General features: G+C 56.5%; 3 protein-coding genes. All 3 read left to right on the top strand.

All coding sequences use genetic code 11. The features are described from left to right. Positions 1-53: 53 nt before the first annotated feature. From P9L94_00370 to P9L94_00360, 3 genes are read left to right on the top strand one after another with little or no spacing between them, the layout of a single operon-like run. Positions 54-14,114: an amino acid adenylation domain-containing protein gene (locus tag P9L94_00370; GenBank protein MDP8242503.1), complete on the top strand. Its 14,061-nt coding sequence runs from the start codon at positions 54-56 to the stop codon at positions 14,112-14,114. Further along, positions 14,111-20,506 (top strand): SDR family NAD(P)-dependent oxidoreductase, encoded by a 6,396-nt coding sequence (locus P9L94_00365; protein MDP8242502.1) that lies wholly within the window; start codon positions 14,111-14,113, stop codon positions 20,504-20,506. The genes P9L94_00370 and P9L94_00365 overlap by 4 nt, the downstream gene beginning before the upstream one ends. Then, the gene (locus P9L94_00360; protein MDP8242501.1) at positions 20,503-23,940 is read left to right on the top strand and encodes an amino acid adenylation domain-containing protein; all 3,438 of its coding nucleotides are present in this window, start codon (positions 20,503-20,505) and stop codon (positions 23,938-23,940) included. The genes P9L94_00365 and P9L94_00360 overlap by 4 nt, the downstream gene beginning before the upstream one ends.

Here is a 23,940-nt window from a genome sequence, read left to right as displayed (position 1 = left end):
GTTTGGGTTGATTGTATTCTTGATTCGCAACGCTAAAGCGTATGCAGGACTGTATGACGAATTTACAAAAATTTCCTCTTTCATTTCACCAGGAGCGGATGTGGTTTATCGACCGTTTCGAGACGAACAACGTCTATGAGACGCACCCGGTCTATCACAACATTCCACTGGTTTTGTATTTGCGCGGGGCGGTCGATGCGCCTCGGCTTGAAACCAGCCTTTCAAAAATTGTGCAACGCCACGCTTCGCTGCGCATTCGGGTTTCTGCACAAGACGAGCAGCAAACGCAATGGATCGATGACGACTGTTCGATCTCTGTCCCGGTGGTCGGGCCGGATGAGACTGCTGCGCTGGATTGGCGAACATGGGCGCAGCAGGAAACCTTGCGCCCGTTTGATTTAAACCAGGAACGCTTGTTGCGGGCAACGCTGTTGCGTATAGCGCCGGATGAGTCGGTTCTGGTGATGGTTGCGCACCACATCATTGCCGACCGGACCTCGATGGGCCTGCTAACGAATGAATTGAAAGAAATCTATCAGGCGCTGAGCGAAAACCGCGAACCAAATTTGCCCCCGGTGGATGTGCAGTATCCCGAGTATGCGCAATGGCAGAAGTCGCTGCGGCGCGATGATTTTGAACCGCTGTTGTTTCATTGGCGTTGGGAACTGCGGGGCCGCTTGCAAGCGCTGGAGCTGCCTGAAGACAAGCCCCGGCCTGCGGTGCATACCTACACGGCGCGTTCAATCGAATTTTCGGTTGACGCTGAATTAACGCGAGGCATTTTGGCGGGATGCCGTCAACACGAAACGCCGCCTTCGGTTTGGATGCTGGCGGCGTATGTGGTTTTGCTGCACCGCTATTCACGGTTAGGTGAAATTGTGGTGGGGACGCCTTTCGACTGCCGTCGGCAAGATGGGCTGGCGGGAGGCGTTGGGCCGTATTCAAACCTGACCGTGTTGCGCAGCCGCATGGAAGATGAAACCACGCTGCAAGAACTCCTGAACGATTTGCATAAACGCTACAACCGCGCGGCGGCGTTTCAGGAAATGCCCTTCGATCTGCTGGTGAAAGAACTCAACCCGCAAAAAGATATGAGCCGCACCGCGTTGTTTGACGTGCTCTATCAATATGATGATGCGGCGTCTGCGTTTTCGATGAACGGATTGGACGCCCGCGTTATCGAAACCAACCTTGGCTTTGGCAAATATGATCTAAACCTTTTGTGTAAGCTCGACGGCGATCAGTTCGCCGGGGTGTTAACGTTTAATCTAGATATTTATGACGACGCGACCGCCCGCCGCATGGCGGCGCATTACGAATCAGTTTTGCGCGCCATGGCGCAGGGGCTGTCAGGGCGCGTGTGTGACGCGCCGCTGTTGAGCGAAGGTGAGGTCCATCAACAGTGCGTCGAATGGAACCATACCGAGGCGGCGTATCCAGACCGTGTGACCGTGCATGAATTATTTGAAGCGCAGGCGAGGCAGGTTCCTGATAAAGTCGCGGTAATCGCAAGCGACCGAACGCTGACCTATCGCGAACTCGACCGCGCCGCCAATCAACTCGCGCATGAATTACGCCGCTTGGGGGTGAAAGAAGAAACTCTGGTCGCCGTATGTTTAGACCGCAGCGCCGATGCGATTGTTGCGCTGCTGGCGGTGATGAAAGCGGGCGGCGCGTACTTGCCGATAGACCCGGCGTTTCCCGAAGAGCGCTTGCGCTTTACCGTTGAAGACGCGGCGGCGGAATTTTTAATCAGTACGCAAGCGTTGGCGGATGCGGTCCCGGTTGTGATTGCCAATACGGTTTTGCTCGACCGCGACGCGGAGCGCATCGCTGCGCAGCCGACGGATGCGCCGGAAAACCATAGCCGCCCTGAGCATCTCATCTATTGTCTGTATACCTCCGGCTCAACCGGGCGCCCGAAGGGCGTGTTGATCGAGCACCGCAACGTGGTGCGATTGTTGTTTAACGACAAGACGCCGTTTGATTTTTCGAGCGAGGACGTGTGGACGATGTTTCACTCGTACACGTTTGATTTTTCGGTGTGGGAACTCTACGGCGCACTGCTGTACGGCGGCGCGGTGGTGATGGTCTCGAAAGAATGCGCCCAAGACCCTGCAACATTTTTGGCGCTGCTGCGCGAGCATCGGGTGACGGTGCTCAACCAGACGCCCAGCGCGTTTGATGCGCTCACCGGGGCGGCGCGGCAGGCGGGGTTGCCTGAACTGGATGTGCGTTATGTGATCTTCGGCGGCGAGGCGTTGAACCCGAAACAGCTGTCGCCCTGGCGCGAGGCGTACCCCGATGCGCGGTTGATCAATATGTACGGCATTACCGAAACCACCGTGCACGTGACGTATAAAGAAATGACCGACGGCGATCTGCAGCAAACCGCCAGCGCGGTCGGGCGGCCGATCGCGACCACCACGACTTATGTGATGGACGAGCGCTTGCGCCTGGCGCCGATTGGCGTGGCGGGCGAGTTGTGCGTCGGCGGCTTGGGCGTGGGGCGCGGTTATCTCAATCGCGATGAACTCACGCGAGAAAAATTTATTGAGAATCCCTATCGCAACGGTGAACGATTGTATCGTTCCGGCGACTTGGTCAAGCAGCGTCCAGATGGCGAACTGGTATACCTGGGGCGCATTGACGACCAGGTGCAGATTCGCGGCTTTCGGGTGGAGATGGGCGAAGCGCGCGCTCGTTTGCTGGAACACCCTGCGGTTCGCGAAGCGGAAGTGGTTGCGATTCAAGACGACAGCGGGGCGACTGCGCTGGCGGCGTATTTTACGGCGACGCAAGCAATCGACTTGAGTGAATTACGCGCCCATATCGTCGAGACGCTGCCCGATTACATGGCGCCGTCCTACTACGTTTTGCTGCCGCGTATGCCGCTGACGCCGAACGGTAAACTTGACCGCAAGGCGCTGCCGGATCCGCTCGAACACCGCATTGGTTCTGAAGCGCCTTATGCCGCGCCGCGTACGCCGCGCGAGCGAGTGTTGGTTTCGATTTGGGCGGAAACGCTCGAGCTGGAGCGGGCGGGGATTCACGATAATTTCTTTGAACTGGGCGGGCACTCGATTCTTGCTACGCAACTGGCGTCGCGCATCCGCGAGCGGTTTGATTTTGAACTGCCGCTGCGGCGGATTTTTGAAGCGCCCACGCCTGCGCAATTGGCGGCGTACTTGCCCGAGCCAGTCGCAGGCGCTGCGCCGGAAATTCAACCCGCGCAACGGAGCGGTTCGGCGCCGTTGTCGTATTCGCAGCAACGGTTGTGGCTGCTCAACCAACTCGAAGGCCAAAGCGCTACGTACAATGTTATCGCTGCGCTCGAACTACGCGGGCGCTTAGATGTAGACGCGCTGCAAAAAAGTTTGGACGCCGTCGTTGCGCGGCATGAAGCGCTGCGCACGGTGATACGCGTCAAAGATCGCGCGCCCATCCAAATCGTGATGGAACCGATCCAAGCGCCCATTCGCCGGATGAACTTGCGCAATCTTAATGACGCTTCGCGGCAAGCGGCGATCGACCAGGCGGTCAATGAAGAATCGAAACGGACATTTGATCTAGAGAACGACGTATTGCTGCGCACTTTGTTGATTGATGCAGGCGATCAGCGCGCCGTGTTCGTCATCACACTGCATCACATTATTACCGACGGCTGGTCGCAGAGCATTCTGGTGCATGATCTGGCGAAGGCCTATCAAGCGTATCGCCTCGAGCGCGGACCCGACTGGGCGCCGCTTCCGCTGCAATACGCCGACTATGCCATTTGGCAACGGCAGTGGATCCAAAGCGATGCGGCGCAATCACAATTTGATTTTTGGAAAGAAACCATGCGCGGCGCGCCCGCGCTGTTAGAACTGCCGACCGACCGTCCGCGCCCGCCCGTGCAACGATTTACCGGACGGCTGAAGACGTTTCAATTTGACGGAGATTTGTTGCAGCGCTTGAAGCAATTCAGCAACGAGCAAGGCGCGACCTTGTTTATGACGCTTCATGCGGCGTTCGTTGCGCTGCTGTCGCGCTATAGCGGGCAGACCGATATCGTTCTTGGAACCGGCGTCGCCAACCGCAACCGCCGCGAACTCGAACCGCTGGTCGGGTTTTTTGTCAATACGCTGCTGCTACGCGTCGATGCGTCTGAACGTCCGACGTTCATTGAATTATTACAGCGAACGCAGGCAGCCGATCTGGCTGCGTATGAACATCAAGACGCGCCCTTTGAACGCCTGGTGGATGTGTTGCAGCCTGAGCGCGAACTGGGATATACCCCGCTGTTTCAGGTAATGTTCACCTTGCAGAATACGCCGGACGCGAAACTCACGCTGCCTGATTTAGATATCACGCCGCGCAGGGTTGACGCGGGCGCGTCAAAGTTTGATCTGACCGTCTTGCTCAATGAAAGCGGCAATGGCCTCGAAGGCGTCGTTGAATACAGCGACGACCTGTTTGACGACTCAAGCATCGAACGCTTGTTTGGTCATTACGAAATTTTCCTGCGTGCGGCGTTGAAGAAGCCCAACGCTTCGGTCGCAGAATTACCGCTGATAGGCGAGGCGGAAATGCAACAACACACCGCCTGGAACCAGACTGCGCGGGAGTATCAAAAAGAACAAAGCATCATTGCGCGTTTTACGGAAATCGCGGCGCGGTTGCCGAATGCGCTCGCGGTAGAATACGGCGAAACCCGGCTTACATACCAAGAACTCGACCAGCGCAGCAACCAGCTGGCGCATACGTTGATACAGAAGGGCGTGAAACCCGGCGGCGCGGTCGGGCTGATGCAAACCCGTTCGGCGGAATTCATCATCAGCCTGTTGGCGATTTTAAAAGCGGGCGCGGCCTATGCGCCGCTCGACCCGTCATACCCCGATGAGCGGCTGGCGTTCATGGCGCAAGACTGCGGCGCATCGATCTTGATTACAGAAGACGCATTCAAAACCCGTTTGCCGAATTTCAATGGCGAACTCATTTTATCAAACATTGGATGGACGCTGGTTTCGGGAGAAGCGACCGCTGCGCCGGACGTTCATCGCAGCGCAGACGACCTCGCGTACATTATCTATACCTCCGGCTCGACCGGGACGCCCAAAGGCGTGATGGTTTCCCATCGCGGCGTGATGCGCTTGGTTCTCAACAACGACTATTGCCCGCTGGACGCTTCGGACCGCATCGCGCAAGCGGCCAACGCTTCGTTTGACGCGGCGACGTTTGAAATCTGGGGCGCGTTGTTGAACGGCGCGGCGCTGATCGGCGTCGACCGCGACGTGACCTTGGCGCCGCTTCGCTTTGCGCAGGCGCTGCAAGAAAAAAAGATCACCACGCTGTTTATTACCACTGCATTGTTTAACGAAATGGCGCGGCAGGCGCCCAAGGCGTTTGCGGGTTTGCGCCACGTTTTATTTGGCGGTGAGGCGGTTGACTCGCACTGGGTGGGGCGGGTGTTGCGCGAAGGCGCGCCCGACCGCCTGCTGCATGTGTACGGCCCGACGGAGAACACCACCTTCTCAACCTGGCATCGGGTGTGGAATGTTGATGATGATGCGCACACTGTCCCGATTGGGCAGGCTGTCGCGAATTCGCAGGCGTATGTGGTTGACGCCAACGGGCAACTCGCTCCAGCCGGTGTTCCCGGCGAACTGTGGGTTGGCGGCGACGGCTTGGCGTTGGGTTATTTAAATCAGCCCGAATTGACGGCGAAAACATTCATCGACAATCCATTCGGGCCAGAGCGTTCGCCGAAATTGTACCGCACCGGCGATATCGTAAAACGCCGCGCTGACGGCGCGATTGAGTTTATCGGGCGCATTGACGACCAAGTCAAAATTCGCGGTTTCCGTATTGAACCCGGTGAGATTGAAGCCCGACTCACTCAACATGCGCGGGTTGATGACGCAGTGGTGTTGTATCGCGACGGGCGTCTGATCGGTTATGTGGTTGCAAAAAAAGACAATGTGAATCCCGTTGAGTTGAGCGCATTTCTCAAAGGACATTTGCCGGATTATATGGTACCGCAGTTTTATGTATTTTTGGATGCGCTGCCGATTAATGAAAACGGTAAGGTTGACCGCAAGCGGCTGCCTGAGCCAGACCTTACATTGCAAGCGGACGAGAGCGCCGCGCCGCAAACGCCTCTGCAAGAACTCTTGGCGGGCGTCTGGCAAACGGTTTTACGCATTGAAGGCGTGGGCGTTCACGATAACTTTTTTCAGATCGGCGGACATTCGCTAAGCGCGACCCAGGTGGTTTCACGCATACGCGAATCACTCGGCGTTGAACTGCCGCTGCGCGATCTGTTTCAATCGCCCACCATCGCCGGACTGGCGGAGCGCATCGAAAGGCAACAAAAACAAACGCCGCCGGAACCGCCAATTGTTGCGCGGCGGCAGATGGATGAAAAGCTGCCGCTGTCGTATGCGCAAGAGCGTTTGTGGTTTCTCGACAAGATTGACCCCGGCAACCCGTTTTATAATGTATCTATCGCGCTCAATCTAAACGGCGCGTTAAACGCCGCTGCGCTGCATAACAGTTTGAACTCGATTGTCGCCCGCCACGGCGTGCTGCGGGCGCGATTTGGCGAAGACGGCGGCGCACCCTATCAAACCATCGAGGCGCCGTTTGACCTTGAATTGCCAGTGCGTTCGCTTGATGAGGTTTCACCGGAACAAGTCGAAGATGAAATTCAGCGGCTGACCATTGAAGAAGCGCGGCGCCCGTTTGATTTATCTCGCGACCGTTTGATTCGCGCGTCGCTGCTGCGCGTCGACGAGTCGCGCCATGTGTTGTTTTTGACTATGCACCACATCGTCTCGGACGGTTGGTCGCTGGGCGTGTTGATTGAAGAACTGGCGCCGTTATATCGAAGCGATTGCGAGGGCGCGCCTGCGTCGCTGGCGCCGCTGCGCATTCAGTACGCCGACTACGCCGTGTGGCAGCGCGAATGGTTGAGCGGCGATGTGTTGGAGCAGCAGACGCAATACTGGACGCAACAACTGGTGGACGCGCCGCCGGTGTTGAACTTGCCGACCGACCGGCCCCGCCCGCCCGCGCAGTCGTATCGCGGCGACAGCGTGACCTTTGAAATTCCAGCCGAGGTCGCCAAAAAATTGCGCGGGCTATGCCGCGCAAACGACGCGACTTTGTTTATGACGCTGCTCTCGGCGTATGCGGCGTTGCTTCACCGCTACAGCGGGCAGGACGACATCGTCATCGGCTCGCCCATCGCCAATCGAACCCGCAGCGAGATCGAATCGCTGGTGGGCTTCTTTGTGAATACGCTGGCGCTGCGGTTTGATTTTTCTCAGCCGCAATCGTTTGAAACGCTGTTGCGCCGCGCGCGCAACGTCACCCTGGACGCGTACACTCATCAGGACCTTCCCTTTGAAAAACTGGTTGATGAGTTGCAACTCGAACGCGACTTGAGCGTGAACCCGTTGTTTCAGGTGATGTTCTCTATGCAGAACGCGCCCATGCAGGATTTAAGTATTCCCGGGTTGGATATCTCGCTGGTCGCAACGCGCCGCGTGGCTGCGTTGTTTGACATGGTGTTGGACGTTTGGGAAACCGGCGACTCGCTCACCGGCGTGTTGGAGTTTAATACCGATATCTTTGATGAATCGACCATTCAGCGTTTTGTTGGGCATTATCAGCGATTGCTTGAGCGCATTGTTGATGCGCCTGAAGCGCCTGTTGGCGCGATTGATATTTTATCGTCACAAGAAAAAACGCAACTGCTCGACGAGTGGGCGGGGCCGGTGCGCGAGTATCCCGTCGAGCAGACCATTCATCAATTGTTTGAACGCAGCGCCGCTGCGGCGCCGCAACGCGCGGCGGTGGTTCATAATGAAAATTCTTTGACCTACGAAGAACTCAACCAACGCGCCAATCGCATCGCGCATCGCCTGCGGCGTCAGGGCGTGAAGCCCAATGACTTTGTCGGCATACTCGAACCGCGCGGGAATGACTGTCTGGCGGCGATGTTAGGCGTGTTAAAAGCGGGCGGCGCGTTTATGCCGATTGATCCGGTTTACCCGGATGAGCGCGTCCGCTATATGATCGCCAACAGCGAGATCAAGACGCTGATTACGCGTTCGAGTTTGTCATCGCGTTTTGATTTACATTCAAACGAAAATCATTTGGCGCACATCATTCAACTCGATGCGGACGACCTTTCGAGCGAGAGCGATGAAAACCCGTCTTGCGTCAACAGCAGCCGCGACGCTGCGTATTTGTTGTATACGTCCGGTTCGACGGGGCAGCCCAAGGGCGCGATTGTTCGCCATGACGGTGCGGTAAACCATATCTTCGCGGAATTTGACTGGCTCGAGTTTCATCAAGATTCTGCCTTTTTGCAGAGTGCGCCGTCGTCTTCAGATATTTCCGTCTGGCAGTTTCTGGCGCCGGGGCTTATCGGCGGACGGACGGTGATTGCTGATTTTGAAACGGTCTGCGATCCAACGAAATTATTTGAACTGATCCAATCGCAACGCATCACGTTGATTGAATTGGTTCCTGTGGTGATGAAGGAACTGTTGGAGCATGTCAGGCCGATGAGCGCCAAACAACGCGCGTTGCCGTATTTGCAATTCGCGATGGCGACTGGAGAGAGCGTCCCGGTTGCGCTGGTCAATCATTGGCTGGAGACCTATCCCGGCGTCCCGGTGGTGAACGCGTACGGCCCCACCGAAGCGGCGGACGATATCTGCCAGTATACATTGACGAAGCCCTTGCCGTCGGATGCGCGCAGCGTGCCGATTGGGTATGCGCTGGCGAACTTGCGGCTGTATGTTCTCGATCAAAATTTGCAGCTGGTTCCGGTGGGCGTCGCGGGCGAAATTTGCGTCGCGGGCATCGGCGTTGGCGCCGGGTATTTTAACAATCAAGAAAAAACCGGGGCGGTGTTTGTGAAAAACCCCTACGCCAAACATGAACACGAAGCGGTGTTGTATCGCACCGGCGACCTGGGCTATTGGCGGCCGGATGGCGTGTTGGAATGTATGGAGCGTCTCGACTTCCAGGTGAAGATTCGCGGCTTTCGTATTGAACTCGGCGAGATTGAAAGCGTGTTGGGGCGCCACCCCAGCGTACGCGAGACGGCGGTGATTGTTCGCGACGACCCGGGCGACGAAAAGCGATTGGTGGGTTACGCAACGCTCAACCTGGATGCAAGCGAAACGCAAAAGCAATTGCGCGACCTGAAAAATGAACAGGTCGAACTCTGGCAAACGCTGCATGAAGACAGTTACGTCGATTCGCTCACCTATCAAGACGAAACCTTTAACGTAATTGGTTGGGACAGCAACTATACCAATGCGCCGCTGCCCGAAGCTGACATGCGTGAATACGTCGGTTTGACCGTCGAGCGCATTTTGTCGCTACGGCCTAAGCGCGTGATCGAAATTGGCTGTGGGACGGGGCTTATCATGTTCCCGCTGTTGCCGCATTTGCAGGGATACATCGGCAGCGACTTGTCGCAGGTTTCAATTGGGCAATTGCAGGCGTTGCAAGCGCGGGCGGATTTGCAGGATAAAATTTCCGGCTTGGCGCAAGCGATTTTAGAGCAGCGCGAGGCGACGGATTTCAGCCGCATCGAACCGGGCGCTTACGATGTCGCGATTCTGCCTTCGGTGGTGCAGTATTTTCCTGGAGTTGATTATCTGCTGCATGTGTTAGAAGGCTTGATGAAAACGCTGGCGGCGGGCGGCTCGATCTTCGTCGGCGACGTGCGCAGCCTGCCGTTGCTGCAGGCGTTTCACGCTTCGGTGCAATTGTATAAAGCCGAAGACGGGATGAGCGTTGACGAACTGGCGGAGCGGGTGCGGCGGCAATTTCAGCAAGAACAAGAAATGGCGATTGGCCCCGATTTCTTTATTGCGTTGCAAGAAAAATATGAAGCGGTCTCGCATGTTGAGATCATGCCCAAACGCGGAACGCAGCGCAATGAAATGACGCGCTTTCGCTATGACGTTGTGATTCATCTGGAAAAAGAACTCCCGCTGCGAAGTGATTTTGATTGGCGCGCATGGGACGCTGATGCGCATTCGCTGGACGGATTGCGCCGCCTGCTCGAACCACAGCCTGACGCATTGGCGTTGCGCGATGTTGTGAACCCGCGCGTCGAGCAAGAATTTTTGTTGATGGATTGCCTGGAGAAAGAAACCACTTTAACCGTGCAGGAACTGCGCACTCGATTAAAGAATACCGTCATGCGCGGCGTTGATCCAGACGATTTGTTATCGTTGGCAACGTCTTGCGGGTATGCGCTGCATACGAGTTTTGCGCGCAACGCCGGACAAGGGCGCTATGACGCGGCGTTGGTTCGCGGCGACGCGCAGCCTGTGTTTGTCGATGAATATGACGCCAAGCCTTGGCGCGAATATGCGAACAACCCATTGCAGGAAAAATTGCATCGGCGGTTGACGTCGCAACTGCGTGAGTTCATTAAAGACAAATTGCCCAATTACATGGCGCCGTCTGACTTCGTCTTTCTATCCGATATGCCGCTGTCGCCCGCTGGCAAGATTGACCGCAAGGCCTTGCCACAGCCGGAAGCAGGCCAGTCGCGCGGGGCGGATGATTATGTCGCCCCGGTGACCGACGCCGAAAAACAGATGGGCAAAATCTGGGCGGAGGTATTGGGCGCGGAGCGCGTCGGGCTGAACGATAACTTCTTTGAACTGGGTGGGCATAGTTTGAAAGCCACTCAAGTGGTCAGCCGTATTCAACGCGACATGAACGCCGAGACCTCATTACGCGCTTTGTTCAATCACCCGACCATCGCCGAATTGCTGGAGACGATGGAAGCCGCGCCCCGCGCCGCCTATGTGGAGATTGCCAGGGCGGCGGACGCCGACAGTTATCCGCTGTCGCATGGGCAGCGCCGTTTGTGGATTCTCTCGCAGATGGAAGGCGCTTCGGCGGCTTACAATATGCCGGCGGCGTTGTTGATTGACGGTGAGGTAGACCGCGAAGGATTCACTGCTGCGTTTGCCGATTTGGTTCAACGGCATGAGTCGTTGCGCACCGCCTTTGTTATGATCGGCGGCGAACCGCGCCAGCAAATTGTAAGAAGCAGCGAAAATGCGCTGCAATGGATTGACTTGAGTCGCGAACCTGCGCCGCTGCAAGCCGCGCGTGAATTGGCGCTGCAAGACGCGCAGCGTGAATTTGATTTGTCGTCGGGCGCTTTGTTGCGCGGGGCGTTGTTGCGCTTGAACGAGGCGCAGCATGTGTTGCTCTTTAATATGCATCACATTATTTCAGACGACCTCAGCATGGATGTATTGGCGCAAGAGTTTATGGCGCTCTATCAGGCCCGGCGAGACGGCGCGGCGGCGAACCTGCCCGAACTGCGTATTCAATACCGCGACTTCGCTCAATGGCAAAATGATTTTTTAGATTCAGACGAAGGGCGGGCGCAACGCGACTATTGGCGCGAAACGCTTTCGGGCGACCTGCCAGTGTTGCAATTGCCGACTGATTTTGCGCGGCCTGCGGTCAAGACCTATCACGGCGCTTCGGCGGCGTATTCTATTTCTCAAAAAGACGCCGAAGCGATTGACGCGCTCTGCCAGCAAATGAATTGCAGCGCGTTCATGTTCTTCAGCGCAATGGTCAACGTCTTACTGCATCGAACCAGCGGGCAGGAAGATATCGTGACCGGGTTCCCGGTGTCGGGGCGCAACCACCCTGATCTGGAAGGGCAGATCGGGTTTTACGTCAACACGCTGCCACTGCGGGTTTCACTCGATGGCGAGACGCCGTTTCGTGAGTTGCTGCGCGTAACGGCGCTGCGTATTTCTGATGCGCTGGATCGGCAAGCGTATCCGTTTGATCGACTGGTGGATGAATTATCGTTGCAGCGCGACGTGAGCCGTTCGCCGCTGTTTGATGTGGTGACGGTGATGCAGGGCGATGACGGGCAATCGTTGACGCTCGACGGCGCAACCCTGCGGCCTCTCGTCGAAGACTATCCAATGGCGAAGTTTGATCTCGCCTTTAATTTTCAGAAAACACGCGACGGCGTCAGCGCCGATATCGTGTTCAACACCGATTTATTTTCACCCGAAACCGCTGAGCGCATGGGCGCTTGCTTGCATGAATTGATTCGGGCGGCGTTGAAAAGCCCCTCGCTACCCATTGGTAAACTCAACTGGCTGACGGACGCAGAACGCGAAATCAATATTACGCGATATGATGCGCAACCCGCTTCGCAGCCGCTGCGCTTTTCAACATTGGCTGCGTGGTTTGAACATCAGGCGGCGCAAACGCCAAACGCGGTTGCGGTTTCTTGTCAGGACGACGGGCAACGCAGCGAATGGACGTATCGCGAACTCAATCAACGCGCCAACCAACTTGCGCATGATTTGCGCGCGCGCGGCGTCAGGCCCAATGATCTGGTGGGCGTTTATTTGCCGCGCGGGGCGGAACTGATCGCGGCGTTGTTGGCGGTCATCAAGTCGGGCGGCGCCTACTTGCCGCTGGACGGGTTTTATCCCAAAGAACGCCTCGCTTTTATGTTGGATGATGCGCAAGTCAAAGCCGTGATTACGTTGGCTTCCATCGCGCATGAATTGCCTCAACACGCAGCGCAAATGGTTGCGCTCGATGGCGACGCGCAGCGCATAGGGCAGTGCAGCGATGAGAACCCCGCTTCGGTGAATCGTGAAAACGATACCGCGTATGTGATTTATACCTCCGGCTCGACCGGGCGGCCCAAGGGCGTGATGGTTTCACATCGAAATGTGCTGCGCCTGTTTCAGCAAACCGAAACATGGTTTGGTTTTGGGGCCGATGATGTGTGGAGTTATTTTCATTCGTGCGCATTTGATTTCTCGGTGTGGGAACTTTGGGGCGCCTTGTTGTATGGCGGGCGCCTGGCGATTGTTCCTTATGAACTCAGCCGTGAGCCGGAAGCATTTTATGATTTTGTTGCGCGTGAAAAAATCACGGCGCTAAACCAGACGCCGTCGGCGTTCCGGCAATTCATTCAAGCCGAAGAACGCGCTGCTGCGCCTGCTGAACTGGCGCTGCGTACGGTGATCTTCGGCGGCGAGGCGCTTGACTTTGCGATGTTGAAGCCGTGGTTTGAACGGCATGACGACAACGCGCCGCAATTGGTGAATATGTTCGGCATCACCGAGACGACCGTGCATGTGACCTATCGCCCCATTCGCAAAACCGACGCGGCGCAGAGCGCGAGTTTGATCGGCGAGCCGATTGACGATTTGCAGATTTATATTTTCGACGCGAATCAACAACCGGTTCCAATCGGCGTATTCGGCGAACTCTATGTCGGCGGCGCGGGCGTTGCGAAAGGCTATCTCAATCGCGAAGACCTGACGGCGGAGCGGTTTATTCAGAACCCGTTTTCAAACAAGTCAGACGAGCGGCTGTATCGTACGGGCGACCGGGGACGCTTTCTGGCGAACGGCGATATCGAATACGGTGGACGCATCGACCAGCAGGTGCAGGTGCGCGGGTTCCGGGTTGAGCTTGGTGAAATCGAAAGTGCGTTGCAAGCGCATGAGGCTGTGCGCGAAGCGGTGGTGATTGCGGAAGCGGGCGAGTTTGGCGATCGCCTGCTGGCGTATTGTATTCCAAACGGCGGCTTGCCGGATGCGGGCGCCCTGCGCGCGTTTTTGGCGACGCGCTTGCCGGAGTATATGGCGCCCTCTGCGTTCATGGCGCTGGAGCGGTTTCCACTAACGCCGAATGGAAAACTCGACGCCAAAGCGCTGCCGCGTCAAAGCGAAGATCGCCCTGAATTGAGCGCCGCTTTTGTGGCGCCGCGAAATGAAATTGAACAAACCATCGCGAAGGTCTTTGAAACGATATTGAAAATTGACGGCGTCGGCGTGCAAGATAATTTTTTTGATCTCGGCGCCAATTCGATGAGTTTGGTGCAGGCGTGTCATCAATTGCGCGAGCGGTTGTCGTGCGAGTTGTCGGTGGTGCAGTTATTTCAATTCACTACCATTGAGGCGCTAGCGCGAATGATCGCGCAGGACGCGCCGGGGCAAGAGGCCGCCAGCGTTTCAAAAGCGCAAGAACGCGCCGCCAAACGCAGCCAGGCGCGGCAGCGAAGAAACCCGGGACGAAAATCATGAGTACAACCGCGATGCAAGATTCATCCAACAAGATTGCCGTGATCGGAATGGCGGGGCGCTTTCCCGGCGCGCGCGACGTGTATGAATTTTGGCGCAACCTGGAGCAGGGCGTTGAGTCGGTGCGGTTTTTCTCGAAAGAAGAATTACTGGCGGCGGGCGAAGACCCCACTTTGTTGGATGACCCCAACTATGTGGCGGCGAATGGGTATCTGGATGGAATCGAAGAATTCGACGCGCCGTTCTTTGGCTTTACCCCGCGCGAGGCGGAGATTACCGACCCGCAGCACCGCCTGTTTTTAGAATGCGTTTGGAACGCGCTCGAAGACGCGGGCTATGACTCTAGCCGCTTTGATGGGCGCATCGGCGTGTTTGGCGGCGCAGGGCCGAGTTCCTATTTAATTCACAATTTACTGGCGCGACCCGACGCGATTCAAAACGTCGACCGCTTCAATCTGTTGATGGGCAACAATAAAGATTACGTTCCAACGCGGGCGTCCTACAAACTCAATCTGACCGGGCCGAGTTTGAACGTGAACACCGCGTGTTCGAGTTCGCTTACCGCCGTGCATCTGGCCTGTCAGAGTTTGATGGATTATCAATGCGATATCGCAGTCGCGGGCGGGGTGGGCATTCAGGTTCCACAGCGCGGTTATTTATATGAAGAGAACGCCATTCTCTCGCCCGACGGCCACTGCCGCGCCTTCGACGCTGATGCGCAGGGGACGGTCAGCGGCAACGGCGTCGCCCTGGTTGTGTTGAAGCGGCTAGATGACGCATTGCAAGATCGCGACTCGGTTCGCGCGGTGGTTTTGGGTTCCGCCATCAATAACGACGGCGCCGCCAAGGTGGGTTTTACCGCGCCCAGCGTCGAAGGCCAGACCGAAGTGATCGCCGAAGCGCTGGCGGTGGCGGAGGTGGAGCCGGATTCGATTCAGTACATCGAAACACACGGAACCGGGACCCGTCTCGGCGACCCGATTGAGATTGCAGCGTTGCGTGCGGCGTTTCGCGAGGCCGAGGGCAAGGGCGCGTTTTGCGCGATTGGTTCGGTTAAAACGAATGTCGGCCATTTGGATGAAGCCGCAGGCGGCGCGGGCTTGATTAAAACTGTCATGGCCTTAGAGCATGGCGTGATCCCGCCCAGTTTGCATTTTCAAAAGCCGAATTCCCAAATTGATTTTGACGGCGGGCCGTTCTTTGTCGCCGACAAACGCGCCGAGTGGAAAACCGACGGCGCGCCCCGGCGGGCGAGCGTGAGTTCGTTTGGCATCGGCGGGACCAATGTTCATATCGTGTTGGAAGAACCGCCCGTTGTGGAGCCAACGCCGACGAATCGCCGCTGGCAATTGTTAACGCTTTCCGCCCGCAGCCAGGCGGCGCTGGAGCAATATAGCCAATCGCTCGCCGAACATTTGAGCCAAAATTCTTCGACTTCGCTTGCAGACGCCGCCTATACGCTGCAAGTCGGGCGTAAGCCGTTTTTGCAGCGGCGGGTTGTGTGTGCGCAAAATGCACAAGACGCGATGGCTGCGTTGCGCGGTGATGATGTGCGCCGGGTGGTTTCATCGGAGGCGCTCGCGGGCGGACGGCGAGTTGCGTTTTTGTTTACGGGCCAGGGTTCCCAATATGAGAATATGGGGCTGGAACTGTATCAAGGCGAAGAGGCGTTTCGGGATGCGGTCGACCAATGCGTTGCGTTGTTGCGGCCTCATCTCAAAGCGGACCTTCGCGCTGTGATGTATCCCGCGTTGTTTGCGTCAGAAAATAAAAACATTGATATTCATCAGACTGCCTGGGCGCAGCCTGGGCTGTTTACGGTTTCGTATGCGCTGACGCAGTTGTGGGCGTCGTGGGGCGTTGAGGCTGAATGCGCCTTGGGGCATAGCATCGGCGAATATGCGGCGGCCTGTTGGGCGGGCGTGTTTTCTCTTGAAGATGCGCTGGCGGTGGTCGCGCTGCGCGGGCGTTTGATGCAGAGCGCGGCGCCGGGGGCGATGTTGGCGGCGTCTACGCCGGAAGAAACGCTTCAGCCGATACTGACGGGTTCGTTGTGCATCGCCGCCGTCAATGCGCCGGATCAATGCGTGGTCTCAGGCGTTGAAGATGAGATTGAGCGCTTCAAACAATTGCTGGAAACGAACAATGTGCAATGCGCCAAACTGCGAACATCTCATGCGTTTCATTCCAACATGATGGAACCAATTTTGGATGAGTTTCGCGATTATTTAAAAAGCGTGTCGCTGCATGAACCGCAGCGGCCGTTTATTTCAAACCTCAGCGGCGATTGGACCACGAACCAACAAGCGACCAGCCCTGACTACTGGGCGGCGCATTTGCGTAACCCGGTGCGTTTCGCGGATGGTGTGCGGCTGTTATGCCAGGATGCCAAGCGGGCGTTGGTGGAACTCGGCCCGGGTAATACTTTGAGCGCGTTGGCGATGCAATCGGATGATTGCGAAGATCGGGTTTGCGTTGCGTCTATGCCGCGCGCGAAGGATGCGCAGTCGGATACGGGGGTGATTCACAAAACGCTTGGCAGCCTGTGGGCGTCGGGCGTGGAAGTTGATTGGCAAGGCTATCAGTGCCAGGAAACGCGCGGGCGCATCCCCCTGCCGACCTATCCATTTGAACGCCAACGCTATTGGATCGATGCGCCAACGAAAAGCGGCGCGGTTTCGCCTGTTCAGAAAAATGAAGAGATTCGCAAGCCGTTTTCGCAATGGTTCTATCAACCGGTTTGGAAACCGGCTCCAGCGGCAGCGGCGTTAAAAACACAACAACGATACGTATTGTTCACCAATAAAAGCCCGTTGCTAATTGATATTGAAAAGCAGTTGGCGGCAAGCGGCCCGCCGCCGATATGCGTGGTGCAAGGCGAAGCATTTGAACAAGCGGGTGAGTCTGCTTACGCGCTGCGCCACGATCAGCCTGAACACTTTGATCTGTTGTTCAACGCGCTGGATGAGCGCGGCCTGCTACCGGATTGCATCGTTTACGCCTGGGGCATGGGGCAAGCGCGTGAAGACAATACTTTGTACGCGCCCATTTGGATGACGCAGGCGCTGGGGCGGATGCGTAAGGCAAAAGCGCTATCAATTGTGTATCTAACCCAGGACGCATTTCGCGTTCAAAGCGAAACCATCGCCGCGCCCGAACAGGCGTTGATGCTCGGCCCGGCGCTGACGGCGCCGCTGGAATATGAAACCCTGTCGTGCCGGGTGATCGACGTTGAGCGCGGGCATGCGGATGCGAACGCATTGCTTGATGAATTTCGCGTTGATGAAACCGCGCCTGTGGCCTATCGCGATAACCAGCGCTGGAAACGCAGCGTTGATCCCACGCCGCAAGCGAAAATAGAAAAACTTTCGATACGCCCGGATGGAGCCTATCTCATCAGCGGCGGTTTGGGCGGCGTTGGTTTGGCGATGGCGGAACGGTTGGCGCAAAAGGGCGCCGGTGCACTGGCGCTGATTACACGATCAGAGTTTCCCGAACGCAGCGCATGGGACGAATTGTTGCGTGATGCGCCCCATTCAAAAAATGCAAAAACCATTCAAACCATTCGCGCCATTGAACAAACCGGGGCGCGGGTGTCGCTCTACGCTGTTGACGTGAGCGATGCGATGTCGTTGAAGAAAATCGTTGATGAATTTCAAACGCAAGCGGGCGCGGTGCGCGGCGTGATTCACGCAGCGGGCGTGGCTGACGGCGAGATGATTCAGCGTCGAAGCCGCGATTCGATTCATTCGGTCGTGGCGGCGAAAGTAGACGGCGCCAAAGCGCTGGCGTCTGCGCTTGATCTAAGGTCGCTTGATTTTTGCGTGTTTTGTTCTGCGCTTAGCGCCGACATCGGTTCGGTCGGGCAAGTCGCTTACATCGCGGCGAATTCGTATCTGAACGCCTTCGCGCAACAACAACGCGCCCAAGGCGCAAATGTGACCGCCATCCATTGGGACGCCTGGCGTGAAGCGGGCATGGCGGTCGAGGCTTCTTTAAAAAGTAAAATTAAAACTCATGGAAGCGATGGGTTGTTTCAGCCGATTGATGAGGCGAACGCGATTGTCTATGCGGCGCGTATTCACCCAGACCAGGATTGGATCGTTAACGAACACCGCATCGAAGGCCAATCGGTCGCGCCGGGCACTGCGTATCTGGAATGGGTGCGCGAGGCGTTTCAACATTGCACCGGAGAAGCGGCGTATGCGTTTTCGGACGTGTACTTTTTGAATCCAATGATCATGGATTTCGAGCGCGAAGCCCGGGTTTTGTTTGACGCCAATCATTCGCCCTACGAATTTCAAGTTGTTAGTCGAAAGTCCGGCGAGGACGACTGGACGGTCCATGCGCAGGGTTGCGTTGAAGCGTTGCGCGATACTGCAAGCGGGAGGCTAGATCTAAGCGGCGTTCAATCGGCTGAAGACGAAGTCGGTTTGAGAAATATCAATGACCATCTAAAAGCGTTTGGCCCGCATTGGCATTGCGTTGAATGGGTGAAGGCTGACGGCGACGCAGCGCTGGCGAAATTGCGCCTGCCGGATTCATACGCGGCGGAACTCGCGGCGCAATCGTTGCATCCCGCCTTGTTGGATGTCGCGACCGGCATCTGCGTTTTGCGCGACGGCTTTCTCGACGGCCTGCCGTTTTCATACCAGCAAATTCGCGTCTATGCGCCGTTGACGCAGACGTTGTATAGCCGGGCGCGGCTCATCAAAAACGAAGAGAGCGAAATCGCGTTTGACGTTTCACTTTATGACGGCGACGGCGCTCTCTTGGTTGAGATCGAAAATTATACGCTCAAGCGGGTGCAACAAGAAAGCAAAACCTATCAGCAATTACAATCGACGAATGAAGCGTCGGCGTATGAAAACTATCAGTTGGATATTACCGCGCCGGGCGATCTCGAGACGCTGGCGCTGAGGCCGTCGAAACGCTCTGCGCCCGCGCCGGGCGAAATCGAAATCTGCGTCGAAGCGGCGGGGCTGAATTTCAAAGAAGTCATGTACGCCTATGGCATGTTCGCCGAGGCGGAGGGCTTTAAACTGCCGCTTGGCTTAGAATGCGCCGGGACGGTGACGGCTGTCGGCGACGGCGTTGCATCGTTTAAAACCGGCGACCGGGTGGCGGCGTTTGCGACCGCTTGTTTTCAACGCTATGTGACCGTGGCGGCGGAGCGGGCCGCGCGGCTACCGGACGGCGTCAGTTTTGAAGAGGGCGCCAGTATCCCGGCGGCGTTTTTAACAGCGTATTACGCACTACGGAAACTCGCGCGCTTGCAGGCGGGCGAGCGGGTGTTGATTCATGCGGCGGCGGGCGGCGTCGGTATGGCGGCGGTGAAAATCGCCCAGCAAATCGGCGCGGAAATTTTCGCGACGGCGGGCAGCGACGATAAGCGGGCCTATCTCAAAACGCTGAGTGTTGCGCATGTGATGAATTCGCGTACAGCGGAGTTTGCCGACGAGATTCAACAGATCACCAGCGGAGAAGGCGTCGACGTTGTGTTGAATTCACTCAGCGGCGAGCTGATGGAAAAAAGTTTTGAAACGCTGGCCCCGTTCGGGCGCTTTCTTGAGATCGGCGTGCGCGACATTTATCAAAACGCGCAGTTGGGCTTGGCGCCGTTTCAGAAATGCCTGTCGTATTTCGCCGTCGGCGTGGGGCCGGATACGCCCGGGTTCGCCGGGGCCTTTCAAGAGTTGATGCAGGAATTCGCCGATGGGCGCTTGCAGCCGAGTCCACATAAAACCTATTCTGCCCAACAAGCGCGCGACGCCTTTGCATTTATGGCGAAGGCCAAACACATCGGAAAACTTGTCATTCAATTTGCGCCGCTGGATTCGGTTGAGTTAGAAACGGTTGAGCCGAAACAACGCTCGCAGAGTTGGGAGAAACTGGTCGAGCGTTTTGCGCGTACGGATGACGCTGGAAGCGAGGATGCGTCGCTGGCGCTCGGTTTGTCGAACCGCGAAGGGCAGGATGTGTTTGAATACGCCCTTTCATTGAACGCCGCCGAGTTGATCGTTTCAACTACAGACTTTCATCAGCGGATGAATATTGACCGTACGGTTCACGGCGCATCGGGTGCAGGTCCTGATGTGGTTGATTCTAAAAATGATGTTTCACTCCTCAACGCGCATGACGCGGTTGAAGCAATTTGGAAAGAATTTCTCGGCGTTCGTTCTGTTTCTGATGCAGATAATTTTTATGAACTGGGCGGCGACTCGCTGCTGGCTGCGCAAATATTGACGCGGCTGCGTAAGGCGTTGCGGGTGAATATACCGCTCAGCGCGTTTTTAGAAGACCCGACCTTCGGTGGATTGCGTTCGCTGGCGCAGCCGGAGCATGAAGGCGCGATGGAAGACGCCGCTGAAGAAATGGAGGAAGGCGTGATATGACGAAATTGCCGGCCTTCCTTAAACAATTGCGCGAGTGGGGCGTTCATCTCTGGCTGGAGGACGGGCAGTTAAAGTTCCGCGCCGCCAAGGGCGTGATGACGCCAGAGCGCTTGGATGAACTTCGCGCTCACAAAGAAAAACTGATCGCTTTTGTTGCTTCGCTTGAAGGCGGGCCGATTCCACAGGCGCCTGAGGGTGATGACGGCGAACTGTCGAACGCCCAGCGCCGTTTGTGGGTGTTATGTCAGATCGAAGACGGCTCGGCGGCGTACAACATTCCATTGCATCAGCAGATTGAAGGCGATCTGAATCCCGCTGCCTTGCGCGCGGCGCTCGAACGATTGGCGGCGCGCCATGAGTCGCTGCGGACGTATTTTCCGTTAGTCGAAGGCGAGCCGAGGCAGGCTGTGTATTCAGACGCGTTGGCGCCGTTCGCGGTTGAAGATTTGCGTTCGTGTGCTGATCCGGCGCAAGAAGCGGTTCAGCGCGGACGGCTTCATGCGCGGCAGACGTTTGATTTGTCGGCGGGGCCGTTGTACGACGTAAGGTTATTACGCTTGGCTGAGCGGCGCCATGTGATGTTGTTTACGGTGCATCACATTATTTCTGACGGCGTCAGCATCGGGATTTTGGCGCGCGACCTATCGGCGCTATACAACGCCGAGGCGAACGGCGCGGATGACGGATTGCTATCGCTGCCGGTTCAATATCGCGATTATGCGCACTGGCAAAACGCCTGCTTGCAGTGCGAGGCGATGGAAGCGCACCGCAACTATTGGCTGGAAACACTTGCGGGCGAATTGCCCACGTTGAATTTACATACCGATTCGCCGCGTCCACCGCATCAGACGTTTTCCGGGCGCGAGTTGACGTACTTGTTTGATGAAGAGCGTTCTGCGCAGATTCAGGCGCTTGCAAAAAAAGAGAACGTCAGTTTGTTTATGTTGTTGACGGCGTGGGTCGCGGCGCTGCTGCATCGGTATACGCAGCAGGATGACGTGATTCTCGGCAGCCCGTTTTCCGGGCGCGACCATGCCGATTTAACGGGCCAGATCGGGTTTTATATCAACACTGCGCCGTTGCGGTTGCGCCCCAATGCGGCGGCGCCGTTTGTTGGACTGCTGCAGCAGGCGCGCGAGATGGTTTCGCAGGCGTATGACCATCCCTATCCATTTGACGTGTTGGTGAATGAACTCAAACTCGAACGCGACATGAGCCGCTCGCCGTTGTTCGACGTCTGTGTGATTTTGCAAAACCAGGATGACTCTGGTTTGCAGATGGGCGGGTTGTCGTGCGAGCAATTTTTTGAGCATCCAGAAACCAGCAAGTTCGATTTGACTTTTTGCTTTAAAGTCAGCGGCGGGCGTTTGATCGTCGCGATTGAATATAACACGGACTTGTTTAGCGATGCCCGCATTCAGCGTATGGTTGGTCATCTGCAAACGATTGCCGATGGTTTCTTACGAGACGCAAGCCAACCCATCGGGCGTCTTGGTTTGTTGGACAAATCGGAACGCCGCTTCTTGCTGGAAGAATGTAACCAGACGCAGAGTGAATTGCCAGACGATGGGACTTTTCTTGGTTGGATTGACCAACAGGTAAAAGAGGATTCGGAAAAAATCGCAATCACTTTTGGCGATGAGCGCATTTCGTACGGAGCGCTCAGCTGCCGTGTGAATGCGTTGACGCAGCGTTTGGTTCGAGCAGGATTGGCTCCCGGCGAATTGGCGGGCGTGTATCTCGAGCGCTCGCCGGATATGGTAATTGCGTTGCTGGCGGTGTTGAAAGCGGGCGGCGCGTATGTGCCAATGGACCCGGGGTTTCCTCAAGAACGCTTGCAATACATGCTGCAGGACTCGGGCGCGAAAGTTCTTTTGACCCAATCCTCATTGCAAGATGAATTGGCGATCGAAGGCGTGAGTGTAATTGTCGTCAATGAAATACAACACGATGCGCTGGCGCCGGATGCGCCGCGCGTTGATATTTCTCAAAATCAATTGGCGTACATTATTTATACCTCCGGCTCGACCGGACGGCCCAAGGGCGTCGAGATTTCTCATCGCACCTTGTTGAACTTTTTATTGTCGATGGCGCGCGAGCCCGGCTTTAACGCCAACGACCGCTTACTCGCGGTGACGACGATTTCGTTTGACATCGCCGGGTTGGAATTGTTTCTGCCGTTGATGCGCGGCGGCGAGATCGTGTTGGCCTCGCATGATGAAGGGGCGGACGGCATCCAACTGTTGCGGTTGATGGAAGACGCTAAGCCGAGCGTGATGCAGGCCACGCCCGCGACCTGGCGGATGCTGTTAGAAGCGGGTTGGAGCGGCAGCCCTGAAATGAAAATTCTCTGCGGCGGCGAGGCCCTGCCCTGGCGGCTGGCAAAGGAACTGTTGCGGCGCGGCGCGTCAGTGTGGAACCTTTACGGCCCGACGGAAACAACGATCTGGTCGTGTCTGCACCGGGTTGAAGAAAATACAAACACCGATCTCGACGCCAATATCTTGATCGGCCGCCCCATCGACAATACGACTATATATATTGTTGATGCGAGTGGACAGCCAACGCCCATCGGCGTCCCGGGTGAGTTGCTGATCGGCGGCGACGGGCTTGCGCGGGGGTATCACAATCGCGATGAATTGACGCGTGAAAAATTTATTGTAAATCCATTTTCAAAAGAACTGGGCCAACGGCTCTATCGTACCGGCGACCTGGCGGCGTATCGCGAAGACGGGACGATTGAGTTTTTAGGGCGGCTTGACCATCAGGTTAAAGTGCGCGGATTTCGCATCGAGACCGGCGAGATCGAAGCGGTGTTGTCCGGCCATCCAGGCGTACGGCAAGCGGTGGTGGTTCTAAACAAGAGTTCGAATGGAGAAGGCAGTCTTGCCGCTTATTACACGGCGGACGAATCGATTTCGTTGGTGGATATACGCGCATGGGTGCGGGCGAAATTGCCTGAGTATATGGCACCGTCGTATTTCACGCATCTCGACGCAATGCCGCTGACGCCCAATGGAAAAGTTGACCGCAAAGCGCTGCCGCCGATTGAGAGCAGCATTGCTGAGGCGGCGCCGATTGATGAAGAACCGCGTACGGAACTCGAAGTTAAATTGTTGGAATTGTGGCGCGGTAGTTTAGAAAACAACGCGGTCGGCGTTCACGGCAATTTTTTTGAATGGGGCGGACACAGCATTCTCGCGACGCGTTTGTTGTATCGCATTCAACGCGATTTGAGTTTGAATGCGACTTTGATGGACTTGTTTCAACATCCAACCCCGGCGGGATTTGCGGCGGCTTTTGCCGAAAAAGACGCGGCGCCGATAGACGAGATTTGTCCGGTTGACGAAGAACCTGTAGATGAAATTGAAGCAATCAGCAGCGATGAAGCGGATTCGCTTTCCGCTGAAGAACTCGAACTGTTAAACGATTAG

This window comes from Candidatus Hinthialibacter antarcticus (assembly GCA_030765645.1).
In the GTDB taxonomy this organism is placed as follows: Bacteria; Hinthialibacterota; Hinthialibacteria; order Hinthialibacterales; family Hinthialibacteraceae; genus Hinthialibacter; species Hinthialibacter antarcticus.
This window is presented reverse-complemented; position numbering and strand designations above follow the sequence as displayed.